Source organism: Pseudomonas syringae KCTC 12500 (assembly GCF_000507185.2).
Classification (GTDB): Bacteria; Pseudomonadota; Gammaproteobacteria; order Pseudomonadales; family Pseudomonadaceae; genus Aquipseudomonas; species Aquipseudomonas syringae.
Genome location: NZ_AYTM02000002.1, coordinates 2,821,257 through 2,837,176, shown reverse-complemented (window position 1 = coordinate 2,837,176; position 15,920 = coordinate 2,821,257). Strand labels below are relative to the sequence as shown.

At 60.4% G+C, this 15,920-nt stretch carries 14 protein-coding genes; 5 read left to right on the top strand and 9 right to left on the bottom strand.

Annotation, left to right across the window (positions count from 1 at the left end):
- The first annotated feature begins 85 nt into the window (after nucleotides 1-85).
- The 3 genes from V476_RS12980 to hutG are packed head-to-tail and all read left to right on the top strand — an operon-like array spanning nucleotide 86 to nucleotide 3,495.
- A complete protein-coding gene (locus tag V476_RS12980; RefSeq protein ID WP_003426903.1) occupies nucleotides 86-1,462 on the top strand; it encodes an amino acid permease in 1,377 nt (458 codons plus the stop codon).
- Nucleotides 1,463-1,477: 15 nt separating this feature from the next.
- Nucleotides 1,478-2,683 (top strand): imidazolonepropionase, encoded by a 1,206-nt coding sequence (gene hutI / locus V476_RS12975; protein WP_024959055.1) that lies wholly within the window; start codon nucleotides 1,478-1,480, stop codon nucleotides 2,681-2,683.
- An 11-nt stretch (nucleotides 2,684-2,694) separates the two neighbouring features.
- Nucleotides 2,695-3,495, top strand: coding sequence for an N-formylglutamate deformylase (hutG, locus tag V476_RS12970; protein WP_024959056.1), 801 nt, complete (start codon nucleotides 2,695-2,697; stop codon nucleotides 3,493-3,495).
- 116 nt (nucleotides 3,496-3,611) lie between these two features.
- On the opposite strand, the gene V476_RS12965 is transcribed toward hutG, so the two are convergent.
- A complete protein-coding gene (locus V476_RS12965; RefSeq protein WP_024959057.1) occupies nucleotides 3,612-5,870 on the bottom strand; it encodes a heavy metal translocating P-type ATPase in 2,259 nt (752 codons plus the stop codon).
- 86 nt (nucleotides 5,871-5,956) lie between these two features.
- On the opposite strand from V476_RS12965, the gene cadR reads away from it, so the two are divergent.
- Nucleotides 5,957-6,403 carry a Cd(II)/Pb(II)-responsive transcriptional regulator gene (gene cadR / locus V476_RS12960; protein WP_024959058.1) on the top strand — a complete coding sequence of 149 codons (447 nt, stop codon included), beginning with the start codon at nucleotides 5,957-5,959 and terminating at the stop codon, nucleotides 6,401-6,403.
- 21 nt (nucleotides 6,404-6,424) lie between these two features.
- Here the strand turns inward: cadR and V476_RS28465 are convergent, their stop codons facing one another.
- The 6 genes from V476_RS28465 to V476_RS12930 form a co-directional block, all read right to left on the bottom strand.
- Nucleotides 6,425-7,321 carry a hypothetical protein gene (locus V476_RS28465; protein WP_024959059.1) on the bottom strand — a complete coding sequence of 299 codons (897 nt, stop codon included), beginning with the start codon at nucleotides 7,319-7,321 and terminating at the stop codon, nucleotides 6,425-6,427.
- 3 nt (nucleotides 7,322-7,324) lie between these two features.
- A complete protein-coding gene (locus V476_RS12950; RefSeq protein ID WP_003343866.1) occupies nucleotides 7,325-7,522 on the bottom strand; it encodes a hypothetical protein in 198 nt (65 codons plus the stop codon).
- 76 nt (nucleotides 7,523-7,598) lie between these two features.
- Nucleotides 7,599-8,570: a thymidylate synthase gene (locus tag V476_RS12945; RefSeq protein WP_024959060.1), complete on the bottom strand. Its 972-nt coding sequence runs from the start codon at nucleotides 8,568-8,570 to the stop codon at nucleotides 7,599-7,601.
- Between the two features lie 52 nt (nucleotides 8,571-8,622).
- A complete protein-coding gene (gene lgt, locus V476_RS12940) occupies nucleotides 8,623-9,435 on the bottom strand; it encodes a prolipoprotein diacylglyceryl transferase (RefSeq protein WP_024959061.1) in 813 nt (270 codons plus the stop codon).
- Between the two features lie 668 nt (nucleotides 9,436-10,103).
- Complete coding sequence (ptsP, locus tag V476_RS12935; protein ID WP_003427436.1) at nucleotides 10,104-12,383, bottom strand: phosphoenolpyruvate--protein phosphotransferase; 2,280 nt, start codon at nucleotides 12,381-12,383, stop codon at nucleotides 10,104-10,106.
- A gap of 21 nt (nucleotides 12,384-12,404) precedes the next feature.
- Nucleotides 12,405-12,884: an RNA pyrophosphohydrolase gene (locus V476_RS12930; RefSeq protein ID WP_024959062.1), complete on the bottom strand. Its 480-nt coding sequence runs from the start codon at nucleotides 12,882-12,884 to the stop codon at nucleotides 12,405-12,407.
- Between the two features lie 142 nt (nucleotides 12,885-13,026).
- On the opposite strand from V476_RS12930, the gene V476_RS12925 reads away from it, so the two are divergent.
- Complete coding sequence (locus tag V476_RS12925) at nucleotides 13,027-13,683, top strand: histidinol-phosphatase (protein WP_024959063.1); 657 nt, start codon at nucleotides 13,027-13,029, stop codon at nucleotides 13,681-13,683.
- 13 nt (nucleotides 13,684-13,696) lie between these two features.
- Here V476_RS12925 and V476_RS12920 read toward each other — a convergent pair whose 3' ends face one another.
- Together V476_RS12920 and ilvA are read right to left on the bottom strand one after the other, a co-directional pair.
- Complete coding sequence (locus V476_RS12920; protein ID WP_016569245.1) at nucleotides 13,697-14,125, bottom strand: DUF2269 family protein; 429 nt, start codon at nucleotides 14,123-14,125, stop codon at nucleotides 13,697-13,699.
- A gap of 163 nt (nucleotides 14,126-14,288) precedes the next feature.
- Complete coding sequence (ilvA, locus tag V476_RS12915; protein WP_004415491.1) at nucleotides 14,289-15,803, bottom strand: threonine ammonia-lyase, biosynthetic; 1,515 nt, start codon at nucleotides 15,801-15,803, stop codon at nucleotides 14,289-14,291.
- Nucleotides 15,804-15,920 lie beyond the last annotated feature (117 nt).

Sequence of the window (15,920 nt, the reverse complement as noted above, 5' to 3'; positions counted from 1 at the left end):
AGGGCTCGCTTTGGTCATCGCTGCGGGATGCCGGATGCAGGCGTTCTCGCAGCTATTGCCATACCTGTAATGAAATGGACCTGAAATGACGTCACAAGATGGTTTGAAACGCGGGTTATCCGCCCGCCACATCCGCTTCATGGCCCTGGGCTCTGCCATCGGTACAGGGTTGTTCTACGGCTCGGCCTCGGCGATTCAACAGGCCGGGCCTGCCGTACTGCTGGCTTACCTGATCGGCGGCGCGGCGGTGTACATGGTGATGCGCGCGCTCGGCGAAATGGCGGTCCACGACCCGGTGTCCGGTTCGTTCAGCCATTACGCCACCCGCTATATGGGCCCGCTGGCCGGCTTCGTGCTCGGCTGGACCTACGCGTTCGAGATGATCATCGTCTGCCTGGCCGACGTGACCGCATTCGGCATCTACATGGGCTTCTGGTTTCCGGAAGTACCCCGCTGGATCTGGGTGCTGGGCATCGTCTTTCTGATCGGCGCGCTCAACCTGTGCAACGTGAAAGTCTTCGGTGAAACCGAGTTCTGGCTGTCGATCCTCAAGGTCAGCGCCATCGTGGCGATGATCGTCGCAGGCTTCGGCATCATGATCTTCGGTATCGGCAGCTCGGCCAGCGGCAGCGAAATCGGCATCAGCAACCTGTGGGCGCATGGCGGCTTCATGCCCAACGGCGTCACCGGTCTGATCGCCTCGTTCGCGGTGGTGATGTTTGCCTTCGGCGGCATCGAAATCATCGGCATTACCGCAGGCGAAGCGAAGGACCCGCAACGCAGCCTGCCGCAGGCGATCAATGCCGTGCCGCTGCGCATTCTGCTGTTCTACGTGCTGACACTGTTCGTGCTGATGTGCATCTACCCGTGGCCGCAGATCGGCACGCAGGGCAGCCCGTTCGTGCAGATTTTCGACAACCTGGGTATCGCTTCGGCAGCGACCATCCTCAACATCGTGGTGATCTCGGCGGCCGTGTCGGCGATCAACAGCGACATCTTCGGCGCAGGCCGCATGATGTATGGCCTGGCCCGTGAAGGTCAGGCGCCCGCCAGTTTTGCCCGCGTGTCGCGCCATGGCGTGCCGTGGATGACCGTGCTGGTCATGGGTATCGCGTTGCTGGGCGGCGTGCTGCTCAACTACCTGATCCCCAAGGATGTGTTTCTGCTGATCGCTTCGCTGGCCACCTTCGCCACCGTGTGGGTCTGGCTGATGATTCTGCTGACGCAGGTCGCCATGCGCCGCTCGATGAACCGCGAGGAAGCGGCACAGCTGAAATTCGCCGTGCCGTTCTGGCCTTACGGGCCTGCGGCCGCCATCGCCTTCATGCTGTTCATCTTCGGCGTGCTGGGCTACTTCCCGGACAACCGTGCAGCCTTGATCGTCGGCGCAATCTGGATCGTGCTGCTGCTCATCGCCTACGCTGTGTGGGTCAAGCCCAAGGCGCTCAACAACACTCATTGATCAACGAGGCCTGGAATGAAAACGCTCTGGAAAAACTGTCACATCGCAAGCATGGCGCACGGCAAATACTCGATCATCGAGCATGCCGCCATCGTGACCTCCGGAGCGCTCATCGAGTGGATCGGGCCTCAGGCCGAGCTGGCCGAGCCGGAACATGACAACTGCATCGATCTGGGCGGTGCATGGGTCACGCCCGGCCTGATCGATTGTCACACCCATACGGTGTTCGGCGGCAACCGCAGCGGCGAGTTCGAACAGCGTTTACAGGGTGTGAGCTACGCCGAGATCGCCGCAGCGGGTGGTGGTATTGCCAGCACGGTGCGTGCGACGCGCGCCGCCAGTGAGGATGAGCTGTACGCCAGTGCCGAGCGCCGTCTGCGGCATCTGCTGAAAGACGGCGTCACGACCGTCGAGATGAAGTCGGGCTACGGGCTGGACCTGGAAAACGAGCGCAATATCCTGCGAGTGATCCGGCGTCTGGGCAACACCCAGCCAGTCACCATTCGCGCCACGTGCTTGGCCGCCCATGCGCTGCCACCGGAGTACGCCGACCGCGCCGACGATTACATCAATCACATCTGCAACGACATGCTCCCTGCGCTGGCAGCCGAAGGGCTGGTCGATGCGGTGGATGCTTTCTGTGAATACCTGGCGTTTTCGCCTGCGCAGGTCGAGCAGGTGTTCATTACCGCGGGGCAGTTGGCGCTGCCGGTCAAACTGCATGCCGAGCAGCTGTCGTCATTGGGCGGATCGAGCCTGGCCGCGCGCTACAAGGCGCTGTCGGCGGATCATCTGGAGTTCATGACCGAAGACGACGCCATCGCCATGGCCGCTGCCGGAACCGTCGCGGTGCTGCTGCCGGGCGCGTTTTACTTCCTGCGGGAAACACAACTGCCGCCGATGGACGCGCTGCGCAAGCACGGCGTACCGATTGCGATTGCCACCGACCTCAACCCTGGCACGTCGCCGGGCCTGTCATTGCGCCTGATGCTGAACATGGCCTGCACGCTGTTTCGCATGACGCCCGAAGAAGCACTGGCGGGGGTGACGTTCAATGCGGCCAAAGCGTTGGGCATGAGCGCGACGCATGGCTCGCTGGAGGTTGGCAAGGTCGCGGATTTCGTCGCCTGGAACATCGAACGACCGGCTGATCTGGCCTACTGGCTGGGCGGCGATCTGGACAAACGTATCGTGCGCCACGGCGTCGAATCATCGATCTGAAGGAGAGCCCTGTGGATAACGTTCTGACATTCAAGCGTGGCCGCATTCCGCTGCTGATCAGCATGCCGCATGCCGGTCTGAAACTGACCCCGGTGGTCGAAGCCGCGCTGGTGGACGAAGCCTTGAGCCTGCCGGACACCGACTGGCACATTCCGCGTCTGTATGACTTCGCCGCCGAATTGGGCGCCAGCACCCTGGCTGCCGAATACTCGCGGTTTGTCATCGACCTCAATAGGCCCTCTGACGACAAGCCCATGTACGCAGGTGCGACCACCGGCCTGTTTCCGTCGATCCTGTTCGACGGCGTGCCACTGTTCAAGGACGGCCAGACACCCAGCGTCGAAGAGCGGGCGCGCTATCTACAGCAGATATGGACACCGTATCACCAGATGCTGGAGCAGGAACTGCAGCGCATGCGTGACGAGTTCGGTTATGCGCTGCTGTTCGACGCCCACTCGATTCGCGGCCATATTCCGCACCTGTTCGATGGCTGCCTGCCGGACTTCAACCTGGGCACCTTCAATGGCGCCAGCTGTGACCCGGAGCTGGCCAGCCGAATGGAGCAGGTCTGCGCAGCGGCCAAGGACTACAGCCATGTGTTGAACGGACGCTTCAAGGGCGGCCACATCACCCGCCACTATGGCAACCCGGCCAACAACATCCACGCGGTACAGCTGGAGCTGGCGCAAAGCACCTACATGGACGAATTCGTGCCCTTCCACTACCGCCCGGACCTGGCCGAGCCGACCCGCGCCGTGCTCAAGCCACTGCTGGAAACCTTCATTGCCTGGGGACAAGAGCGCTTCGGCTGACAACGTCGGACGCAGAGCGTGGAGCGATAGCCGGTGGCCACGATTATCGTTCCCATGCTCCGCATGGGAATGCCGTTCCGGACGCTCCGCGTCCGCCTTTCAAGATTCCCGCATGATCACTTCTTGAGCAAGCGCAAGCCGTTGAACACCACCAGCAAGCTCACGCCCATGTCGGCAAACACCGCCATCCACATGGTCGCCAGGCCAGCGAAGGTGATGCCGATGAACAGCACCTTGGTCACAATGGCCAACACAATGTTCTGTTTCAGCACCGCCGATGTCCGGCGTGAAAGCGCAATGAACGTTGGTATCTTGCGCAGATCATCGTCCATCAGGGCGACATCTGCCGTCTCGATAGCTGTATCGGTGCCTGCAGCGGCCATTGCGAAACCAATCTCCGCACGGGCCAGCGCAGGGGCATCATTGATACCGTCGCCCACCATGCCTACCCGGTGATTGCGGCTGTAAAGCGCCTCGATCGCACTGAGCTTGTCGGCAGGCAGCAGATTACCCTGCGCTTCATCGATGCCGACCTGATCGGCAATCGCCTTGGCCGTGTGCGGGTTATCACCGGTCAGCATGACCGTCTTGATGCCCAGCTCGTGCAACTGGGCGATGGCTTCACGGCTGGTCTCCTTCACCGTATCGGCGACGGCAAACAGCGCAATCGGACCCGAGGCATCGAGCAACAGCACCACGGTCTTGCCCTGCATCTCCAGCGCATCGAGCCTGGCTTCCAGCTCCGGCGAACACAGGCCCAGTTCTTCCACCAAGCGATGGTTGCCCAGGTGATACATCTGGCCATTGATCTCGCCTTTCACACCGCGCCCACCCAACGCCTCGAACGCGCTGACTTCATGCAGCGTCAGGCTGCCATCGGCGGCCTTGGCAATCGCCTGGGAAACCGGGTGATCCGAACGACCGGCGAGACTCGCGGCAATCCCCGGCGCGCTATCGGAGACAGCAGGGTTCAAAGGCACATAATCAGTCTGCACCGGCTTGCCGTGAGTCAGCGTGCCGGTTTTATCAAGCGCCAGGTAATCGAGCTTTTCGCCCATTTCCAGATAAACGCCACCCTTGATCAAAATACCCTTGCGCGCCGCCGCTGCCAGACCGCTGACGATGGTTACCGGCGTGGAAATCACCAGCGCACATGGGCAGGCCACCACCAGCAGCACCAGCGCCCGATAGATCCAGTCATACCATTCGCCACCGAAGAACAGCGGCGCGACCAACGCCAATGCCAACGCAACGACGAACACCACAGGCGTATAGATACGGGAAAAGCTGTCGACAAAGCGCTGGGTCGGCGCACGCGAACCTTGCGCCGCTTCTACCGCATGAATGATGCGCGCCAGCGTCGAGTTGTTTGCGGCGGCGGTGACGCGGTACTCCAGCGAACCGGCCTGGTTGATGGTGCCCGCGAAAACCTTGTCGCCAACAGTCTTCTCCACCGGCAGGCTTTCACCGGTGATCGATGCCTGGTCAATCGTCGAGCTCCCGGACACCACTTCACCATCAAGCCCGACACGCTCGCCTGGCTTGATCCGGACGATAGCCTCCAGTTCGACGTTTTTGGCTTCGACTTCCTGCCAGCTGCCATCCGCCTGCTTGACGGTGGCAAGCTCAGGCGTCAGTTGCATCAGGCCACTGATCGCATTGCGCGCGCGATCCAGGGACTTGGCTTCGATCAACTCGGCAATGGTAAACAGAAACATCACCATCGCCGCTTCCGGCCACTGACCGATCAGAATCGCGCCGGTGACCGCGATGCTCATCAGTGCATTGATGTTCAGGTTGAAGTTCTTGAGTGCGATCCAGCCCTTCTTGTAGGTCGTCAGCCCGCAACTGAAGATCGACACCAGTGCCAACAAGGCAACCACCCAGGTCGGGCCGAGCGAAGCAAAATGGACCACCTCTGCACCCAGTGCCGCAACGCCGGACAACGCCAGCGGCCACCAGTGTTTCTTCACCACCGGCGTCGGTTCGGCAGACGCTGCACCTTCCTCGACCGGCTCGGCCTGCATGCCCAACGAGCTGATAGCCTCACGAATCGGGTCGGTGGACGGCAGGTCATGCCAGACGCCCAACATGCGGTTGATCAGGTTGAATTCCAGCTTCTGCACACCGGCCAGCTTGCCCAGCTTGTTCTGGATCAGCGTCTGCTCGGTGGGGCAATCCATCGCCTCGATACGGAAGCTGCTCAGACGACCACCCGCTGCAGACGCTTCGCCAAAGGTCACTACAGCGGGCTGTGCATCGCTGGAGCAGCACGAATGGGCATGCTCCACGGGCTTTTGCTCGTGCGCGTGCTCGTCGTGATCATGGTCATGATCGTGGTCATGTGCGGGGGAATTCTTGATCGTCGTGCCCATTCGTTGTGGCTCCAGGATTCTGCTTGTTGCCAAGTGAACACCCTGTAGCCACTATAGGGTCAAGCACTCAAACGAGATGAGTCGAAATGAAAATCGGCGAACTGGCAAAACTGACCGACACCCAGGTCGAAACCATCCGCTATTACGAACGCGAAGGCCTGCTGCCCGCCCCTGCCCGCAGTGACGGCAATTACCGGCTGTATACCCAGGCGCACATGGAGCGCCTGTCGTTCATCCGCAATTGCCGCAGCCTGGACATGACCCTCGAGGAAATCCGCAACCTGCTCAACCTGCGCGACAGTCCGCAGGACCAGTGCGAAAACGTCAACGCCCTGATCGACGAACACATCGAACACGTCAACGCCCGCATCACCACCCTGCAAGCGCTCCAGGAGCAACTGCTCGACCTGCGCCGCCGCTGCAGCGATGGCACGACAGAACATTGCGCGATACTGGAAAGGCTGGAAGTGACGGGGGCTGTGGCAGCGCCAGAGGGCGAGCCTTCACATGTGGGGAGGAGTCATGGGCATTGAGACGGGTTTGAGACCTCTGGTTCAGCGCTGCGCGGCCTGCACCACCGCCACAAGCTCAGTGATCGCCTTGACGAGCTGATCCTTGGCAGCTTTCTCTTTCGCTGTCTCTTCACCCACCCGCTCAGAATCAACGCGTTTGAACGCTTCGCGTACCTCCTCGCTGAAGATGCTGATCGAGACGATATTTTCCTGCCGAAAACCAATAGGCCTGAGCGGTGTATCACTTGGGTAATCGGTCGTGTACACCACTTTCAGGGTGTCCTTGTCCCGATAGCCACTGACGGTCGGGATAAGCAAAATTTCCTGATTCACACCCGTCACTTCGGTAGGGGCTCCGACGTCCATGATGTAACCGACGTAGACCTTTCGATCCGCCATCGTGATCATCACTTCTTCCTTGTCGACAAATGCATCGAAAAGCGTCGAGCAGATAGGGCTGTGATCTACAGACTGACCCAGCAGATAGACCGCAATTTCTTCTTTTTTACCCGCGCCCAGTTGCCACTTGAGAATCCTGACAGTAAGAAAAGCTCCGAGACTTGGCATCGCCAAGGTCAGTAAACCCGACAGGGCAAGGAACACGCCCACCTGGCTAAAATTCCTGCCAGTGATGTCGAAGTCCTGCCCCATTTGACCTAAAGCGCCCATGAAATCGGTGTTCACGGCAAAACAGACTGGCGAGGTCGCGTCCGTCGTTTGGGCCCATTTTGGGCAAAACACACCCCAATCATGCGAGAACAGGCCTGCAAGGGCTGCGGTAACAAACATGGCCGCTAAAAAACAGTAGATACCATACCGCCCCACCAGCAAGTAAAGCATCTGGCCTTCATAGCGATGCAGCCTGCAATAAACGGTGGGATCCTTCAGGCACACCAAAAAGCCGCTGACGAGTAGTGGCAGCAGAAGTAAAAAAGCCATTTATCAGGATTCGGCTTGCGGAGTGACCAGTTTTTTAGCCTTATCGCGGGAGGAGCGAACCAAACCTTCGATTTCTTTGGCGTCCATGGACATGCGACCACCCCTTACAACAAGAGTGTCGATGCTCTTGATTGCCTGCATGAGGGCCGCGTCTTCAGCCTTCTTCGTATCACTACGATGTCCAATCCGATTGAAAAACATAGTCGATTCCGTTGAACAGGGTCAGGGGATTTACGCCAAAACTATAGCACAACGCTCAATTCGCTCTCGTACGGACTCAAACCGCCATCGGCGCCGTCATTGCCGGGTGATGCTGGTAGCCTTCCAGGGTGAAGTCGGATGGCTCGATCAGCTCCAGCCATTCAGGCTGGTACACACCGGTCTTGGCAAACTCGGGCACGCGGTCGGAGATCACCAGTTTCGGCATCGGGTACGGCTCGCGGGTCATCTGTTCGTTGAGCATGTCCAGGTGGTTTTCGTACACGTGGGCGTCGCCGATGAAGTAGGTGAACCAGCGCGGCGTGTAGCCGGTCAGGCGGCCGATGAGGCTCAGCAGCGCGGCGCCTTCGGTCAGGTTGAACGGCGTGCCGAGGCCCAGATCGTTGGAGCGGATGTACAGCGTCAGCGAGATTTCGCGGGTTTGCGGGTTCGGGTGCAGCTGGTACAGCAGGTGGCACGGCGGCAGGGCCATTTCATCGAGCTGTGCGCAGTTCCAGCCGTGGAACAGGATCCGCCGGCTGCCTGGGTCGTTGATGATGGTGTCGATGCACTGGCGAATCTGGTCGATGGCCTTGTACAGGACCACGAAAGACTGGCCGTCTTCTTCGGACTCGGCAATCTGACGATACCCCTGGCCCAGCGCCAGTTCGATGGCCGCGACATTGCCGGCATCGATACGCTTGTAGGCTGGCCACTTGCGCCATTGCACGCCATAGATTTCGCCCAGATCGTCCTCGCCCTTGCGGAACGGGTTGTTCAGCCACTGAGCGTTTTCGTTGGCGTTCTGATCCCAGACCTTGCAGCCCAGTTCGCGGAATTCGGCGGCGTTGTTTACGCCACGCAGAAAGCCGACCATCTCGCCGATGGCCGATTTGAAGGCCATGCGCCGTGTAGTGATCGCCGGAAAACCTTCCTGCAAGTCATAACGCAGCATCGCACCCGGAAAGCTGATGGTGTTCACGCCGGTACGGTTGGCTTGCAAGGTCCCGTGCTTGATCACATGAGCGACCAGTTCCAGATATTGCTTCATAAATCACCTGCATTGTTGAACGCGCCGGGCGTCTTCACCCGGCGTTTCGGTATTAAACCGCTGCTTTGCTGGCGGACGGGTCGCGCTTGTAGGCCAGCCAGATCAGGAACAGGCCGGCGATGATCATCGGCAGGCTGAGGATCTGACCCATGGTCACCCAGCCCCACGCCAGGTAACCCAACTGGGCGTCAGGGACGCGGACGAACTCGACCACAAAGCGGAAGATCCCGTAGAACAGCGCGAACATGCCGGAAACGGCCATGGTCGGACGCGGCTTGCGGGCGTAGAGATTGAGGATGATGAACAGCGCAACGCCTTCCAGCGCGAACTGATACAGCTGCGAGGGATGACGCGCCAGTTGTGCAGGGTCGCTAAACGGCGGGAAGACCATGGCCCACGGCACATCGGTCGGCTTGCCCCACAACTCGGCATTGATGAAGTTGCCGATACGCCCGGCACCCAGGCCGATCGGCACCAGCGGGGCGACGAAGTCCATCAGCTGGAAGAAGCTTTTTCCGTTGCGCTTGCCAAACCACCAGGCCGCGATCATTACGCCGACAAAGCCGCCGTGGAACGCCATGCCACCCTTCCAGACCTCGAAGATCAGCAGCGGATTGGCGATGTAGGCCGACAGGTCATAGAACAGCACGTAGCCCAGCCGCCCACCGACAATCACGCCCATGGCCAGCCAGAAAATCAGGTCGGAGAGTTTTTCCTTAGTCCAGGTCGGGTCGAACGTGTTCAGACGACGCGACGCAAGCAGCCAGGCGCCGCCGATACCGACCAGGTACATCAAACCGTACCAGTGAATTTGCAGCGGGCCGATAGCGACGGCTACCGGGTCAATCTGCGGGTAAGGCAGCATTGCGACTCCTCAATTGGAACGCCCTTGCGAGCGACTGAATCAGGCGCGCATGTTACCGGAGCCCGGCAGGATGCTCTAGCGGCGACCGATGGAAGCCGCCTGAACGAAGTGAAAAAAGATGTGCCTGGTGTGTCTAGCCGTATGGTTATCGCTTCCACGCGCAGCGTTATATACAGGTCTTGGAGAGCACTGAATACGTGCCTTTCAGGCTTCTGCCCGCAGGACGTAGGAGCGCACCGGGCGACGCCTGGCTTGTTCGCGAAGACGGTGTTTCAGACGATACGTTTTCGGCGATCATGCCGGCCTCTTCGCGAACAAGTTCGCTCCTACGAGGGTAATGTGTACTCCCTGTGGGAATGAGAGGGCGTAGGAGCGCACCGGGCGACGCCTGGCTTGTTCGCGAAGACGGTGTTTCAGACGATACGTTTTCGGCGATCATGCCGGCCTCTTCGCGAACAAGTTCGCTCCTACAGGGGCAATGTGTACTCCCTGTGGGAATGAGAGGACGTAGGAGCGCAACGGGCGACGCCTGGCTTGTTCGCGAAGACGGTGTTTCAGACGGTACGTTTTCGGCGATCATGCCGGCCTCTTCGCGAACAAGTTCGCTCCTACAGGGGCAATGTGTACCACCGTGGGAGTGAGCTTGCTCACGAAAGCATTAGTAGCGCTTAGTGCCCTTTGACCGAGCTCGGGTTGATCATCCGCGACAGGCCGAGGTTTTTCAGTGCCAGTTGCAGGGAGCTGCTGATGACTTGCGGGTTGTCGTTGGTCATCAGTTGCGCAAGCAGTTCCTTGGCCTTGCTGAGGTTGATCTGACGCAGCATCCACTTCACTTTCGGCAGGTTGGTGGCGTTCATCGACAGGCTGTCGAAGCCCATCGCCATCAACAGCACCGCTGCTGCCGGGTCACCCGCCATTTCGCCGCAGATGCTTACCGGCTTGCCCTCGGCATGCGCGTCACGCACAACGCTTTGCAGCGCCTGAAGCACTGCCGGGTGCAGGTAATCATAGAGATCGGCCACACGCGGGTTGTTGCGGTCGACCGCGAGCAGGTACTGGGTCAGGTCGTTGGAGCCGACCGAGAGGAAGTCCACCTGACGCGCCAGGTCGCGGGTCTGGTAGACCGCCGCCGGCACTTCGATCATGACGCCCACCGGCGGCATCGGTACGTCAGTGCCTTCGTCGCGCACCTCGCCCCAGGCGCGGTGGATCAGGTGCAGCGCTTCTTCCACTTCGTGGGTGCTGGAGATCATCGGCAACAGAATGCGCAGGTTGTTCAGGCCCTCGCTGGCCTTGAGCATCGCGCGGGTCTGGACCAGGAAGATTTCCGGGTGGTCGAGGGTGACGCGAATACCGCGCCAGCCGAGGAAAGGGTTGTCTTCCTTGATCGGGAAGTAGGACAGCGACTTGTCGCCACCGATGTCCAGGCTGCGCATGGTCACCGGCAGTGGGTGGAAGGCGGCCAGTTGCTCACGGTAGATCGCCAGCTGTTCCTTTTCACTCGGGAAGCGCTGGTTGATCATGAACGGCACTTCGGTGCGGTACAGGCCCACCCCTTCGGCGCCACGCTGTTGCGCCCGCGCCACGTCGGCCAGCAGGCCGGTGTTGACCCACAGCGGCATGCGATGCCCGTCGAGGGTGACGCAAGGCAATTCGCGCAGGGCATCCAGGCCCTGAGAGAGCTGACGCTCCTCCTCCACCACCTTGCCGAACTGCTTGCGCATGATTTCGCTAGGGTTGGTAAAGACTTCGCCATGATAGCCGTCGACCACCAGATTGATGCCATCGACCTTGGAGTATGGGAAGTCCACCAGGCCCATGACCGTGGGAATGCCCATGGCCCGCGCCAGAATTGCAACGTGGGAGTTGCCGGAACCCTGAACCGATACAAGGCCGACCAGTTTGCCTTCCGGCACCTCGCCGAGCATGGCCGGGGTCAGCTCTTCACTCACCAGAATCGTGTTGTCGGGATAGACCAGCGCCTGTTGCCGCGCTTCCTGGAGATAGGCCAGCAGACGGCGGCCCAGGTCCTTGACGTCCGACGCCCGCTCGCGCAGGTAGGCATCGTCCATCAGTTCGAAACGTTTGACGTGCTCACTGACCACCGAGCGCAAGGCGCCCTGTGCCCATTGGCCGGTCTTGATGACGTCGGTCACTTCGCTGCCCAGCGAGGCGTCGTCGAGCATCATCAGGTAGACATCGAACAGCGCCCGCTCTTCGGGACGCAACTGGGTGGCCAGCTTGGCTGACAGGGTGCGCATGTCACCGCGTACGCCTTCCAGCGCGTTCTGGAACAACGCCAGTTCGGCGGCGATGTCAGTGACGGTCTTGTCGGGGACCACTTCCAGATCGGCAGGCGGCAGCATGACCACGGCGACACCGACCGCAGCACCCGGCGAACCGGCGACACCGACGAACTTGGCTTCCTGAATGCCCTTGCCCTGACGACCCAGACCGCGGATCGAGCCGGTCGCTTCGGCATGCGCGATAACGCCCGCCAGTTGCGCGCTCATGGTGACCAGGAAGGCTTCTTCGCCCTCGTCGAACTGACGGCGCTCCTTTTGCTGGATGACCAATACGCCGACCACGCGCCGGTGGTGGATGATCGGCGCGCCCAGGAACGAGGCGTAGCGTTCTTCACCGGTTTCGGCGAAATAGCGATAACGAGGGTGATCTGCGGCGTTTTCGAGATTCAGTGGTTCTTCGCGCGTACCGACCAGACCGACCAGGCCTTCATTCGGCGCCATGCTGACTTTGCCGATGGAGCGTTTGTTGAGGCCTTCGGAGGCCATCAGGACAAAGCGGTTGACCTCGGCATCGAGCAGGTAGACCGAGCAGACCTGGCTGCCCATGGCCTCCTTGACGCGCAACACAATAATGCCCAACGCCGCCTTGAGATCCTTGGCGGAGTTAACTTCCTGGACGATCTTGCGCAGCGTATTGAGCATGGCTCGGGGTCGAACTCCGTGTCAGTCGCGCGATAAGAGGCGCGGGGCAAGCTCTTTGAGTGCGCGTCGATACACCTCGCGCTTGAATGTCACCACCTGGCCTAACGGATACCAATAGCTGACCCAGCGCCAGCCATCGAACTCCGGTTTACCGGTCAAATCCATCCGCACCCGCTGCTCGTTGGAGATCAGGCGCAGGAGAAACCATTTTTGCTTCTGACCGATACACAGCGGCTGGCTGTGACTACGGACCAGTCTTTGCGGCAGACGATAGCGCAACCAGCCCCGAGTGCAGGCAAGTATTTGCACATCATGTCGTTCCAGACCGACTTCTTCATTCAATTCGCGATAAAGCGCGTCTTCCGGCGTCTCCTGCGGGTTGATACCCCCTTGAGGAAACTGCCAGGCATCCTGGTTAATACGCCGAGCCCATAGGACCTGACCAGCATCGTTTGTCAGAATAATCCCGACATTAGGACGGAAACCATCGGGGTCGATCACGGCAACAACCTCGCAAACGCATGTCGCCGCATTGTTCCACAAAGGCGATCAAACCAGCAACGAGGCTTATCACCTTATGTGAAGACTTGTGAAAACCTCGTATTCTGGGGCTCTTTTTTCAACTATTTCAGCGAGTAACCCTATGCGCCTGGCTTTATTCGACCTCGACAACACCCTTCTGGGCGGCGACAGCGATCACGCCTGGGGCGATTACCTGTGCCGGCGCGGGATCCTTGATGCCGCGACCTACAAAACCCGCAACGACGAGTTCTATCAGGATTACCTGGCCGGCACGCTGAACATGACCGACTACCTGAATTTTACTCTGGAGATTCTGGGTAACACTGACATGGCGCAGCTCGAGCAGTGGCATCGCGAGTTCATGCGTGACTGCATCGAACCGATGATGCTGCCCAAGGCGCTGGAATTGATCGCCAAACACCGCGAGGCCGGCGACAAGCTGGTGGTGATCACCGCCACCAACCGCTTTGTGACGGCACCTATCGTGGCGCAACTGGGGATCGATACCCTGCTGGCGACCGAATGCGAGATGGCTGACGGCCGCTATACCGGCCGCACCACAGGTGTGCCCTGCTTCCGTGAAGGCAAGGTGACACGCCTCAATCAGTGGCTGGAAGACAACGCGTTCGGCCTCGAAGACAGCTATTTCTACAGTGACTCGATGAACGACCTGCCTCTTCTGGAGCAGGTGGCCAATCCGGTTGCAGTAGACCCGGACGATAAATTACGTGCCGAAGCCGAGCGCCGCGGCTGGCCGGTGATCACCCTGCGTCACTGATTGCTGGCAATACTCAGGCCGGTTTGAAGCCCGTCAGACCGGCCATAGCCACGAAACACACGACGCTGATCACCGTCAGCGCCAGGGTAAAGCCGCGCTTGCCACCTTTGGCACCAAGACGCAACCGATTGAGCCTGGCCACCAGCCAGACCCAACTGCACAGCCCCAGGGTGTAAAGCACGCTGCTGCCCAGCACCCAGGTCTGTCCCAGTGACAGGCCTTTCAAATGCACCAGCCACCAGCCACTGAACGGCAGCGTCGCCAGACACACGGCCATCAACACCCAGAAAAACAGCAACGGCCGCTTGAGCAGGCGATTCTGCACGGTCGTGTCGCCTTCAAGACGCACCTTGACCACCCCGCTGGCCAACACCAGCGCGCTGATCAACAACAACGCGGTGGCGACGATGTGCAAGGTATTGAGGGTGGTGATGGGTTCCATGACGCGGTGTTCCTCTGGAATCGGGCTTGGGTGAGTTTAGCAGTGTGAACACCAGGTTCGCGCCCTAAGCGCTATCGTGCCCATGCTCCGGTGGGTACGCCGGTCTGGACGCTCTGCGTCCTCTTGTGACGCGGAGCGTGAGGAACGAGAAATATCCACGGCCTCAGCCCAGAAACAGCCTGTACGCCGGGTTCTCGCTTTCGTCCCAATACCGGTAACCAATCTCATCCAGCGCAGCGCCGACCAGATGCCGCTCATCCTCCGGCACGACCAGCCCGGCAACCACCCGGCCATCGGCTGCGCCGTGGTTGCGGTAGTGGAACATCGAGATGGTCCAGCGACCGCCCAGGCGGTTTAGGAAGTTGAACAGCGCGCCCGGTCGTTCCGGGAACTCGAAGCGCAGCACCACTTCATCATTGACCCGCTCGGCATGCCCGCCAACCATGTGGCGAATGTGCAGTTTGGCCAGTTCGTTGTCGGTCAGGTCCAGCACCGGGAAGCCTTGCCCGGTCAGGCTGGCGATCAGGGCACTGCGTGGGTCATTCTCCGGATGAGTCTGCACGCCGACGAAGATGTGCGCCTCGCGGTCGGTGTGGTAGCGGTAGTTGAATTCGGTGATCTGCCGCTTGCCGATAGCCTCGCAGAATGCCTTGAAGCTGCCCGGTTGCTCGGGGATGGTCACGGCAATGATCGCCTCGCGACCCTCACCCAGTTCGGCGCGCTCGGCCACGTGACGCAAGCGGTCGAAGTTGACGTTGGCCCCCGAATCAATCGCCACCAGCGTCTGGCCGCTGACGCCGCGTTGCTCGACATATTTCTTGATCCCGGCCACGCCCAGCGCGCCGGAGGGCTCGGTGATCGAGCGGGTGTCGTCGTAGATGTCCTTGATCGCCGCGCAGATTTCGTCGGTGCTGACGGTAATCACTTCATCGACATAATGCCGGCACACTTCAAAGGTGTGGTGGCCGATCTGCGCGACCGCCACGCCATCGGCAAACAGCCCGACCTGGCTCAGCACCACGCGTTCCCCGGCGGCCATCGCCGCCTGCAGGCAGTTGGAGTCGTCCGGCTCGACGCCAATGATCTTGATCTCCGGGCGCAGGTACTTCACGTAGGCCGCGATACCGGCAATCAGACCGCCACCCCCGACCGGAACAAAGATCGCATCCAGCTGGCCCGGCTGCTGACGAAGGATCTCCATCGCCACGGTGCCTTGCCCGGCGATGGTGTCAGGGTCGTCATATGGATGGATGTAGACGAAGCCTTGTTCGTCGACCAGCTTCAGCGAGTAGGCCAGCGCTTCCGGGAACGAATCGCCGTGCAGCACCACGGTGGCACCCCGCGAGCGCACACCCTCGACCTTGATCTCCGGCGTGGTGCGCGGCATGACGATGGTCGCTTTGATCCCCAACTCACGCGCCGCCAGCGCCAGGCCCTGAGCATGATTGCCCGCCGAGGCCGTCACCACGCCCCGTGCGGTCTGCTCTGCGGGCAATTGCGCGAGCTTGTTGTAAGCGCCACGAATCTTGAACGAGAACACCGGCTGCAGATCTTCGCGCTTGAGCAGCACCTGATTGCCCAGCCGTTCGGACAGCTGGCGAGCGCCTTGCAGCGGCGTTTCGATGGCAACGTCGTAGACGCGCGAGGTGAGGATTTTCTTGACGTACTGTTCAAGCATCGGGGTGGCATCACTGACGAAGCGGGCAAGGTCGGGAAGTCTACTCTGCGCACCGAAAGACGACCATACGAATGACAGGGCTTTGCGGCGCAGTCGCCGCTATAATGCGGGCCTTTT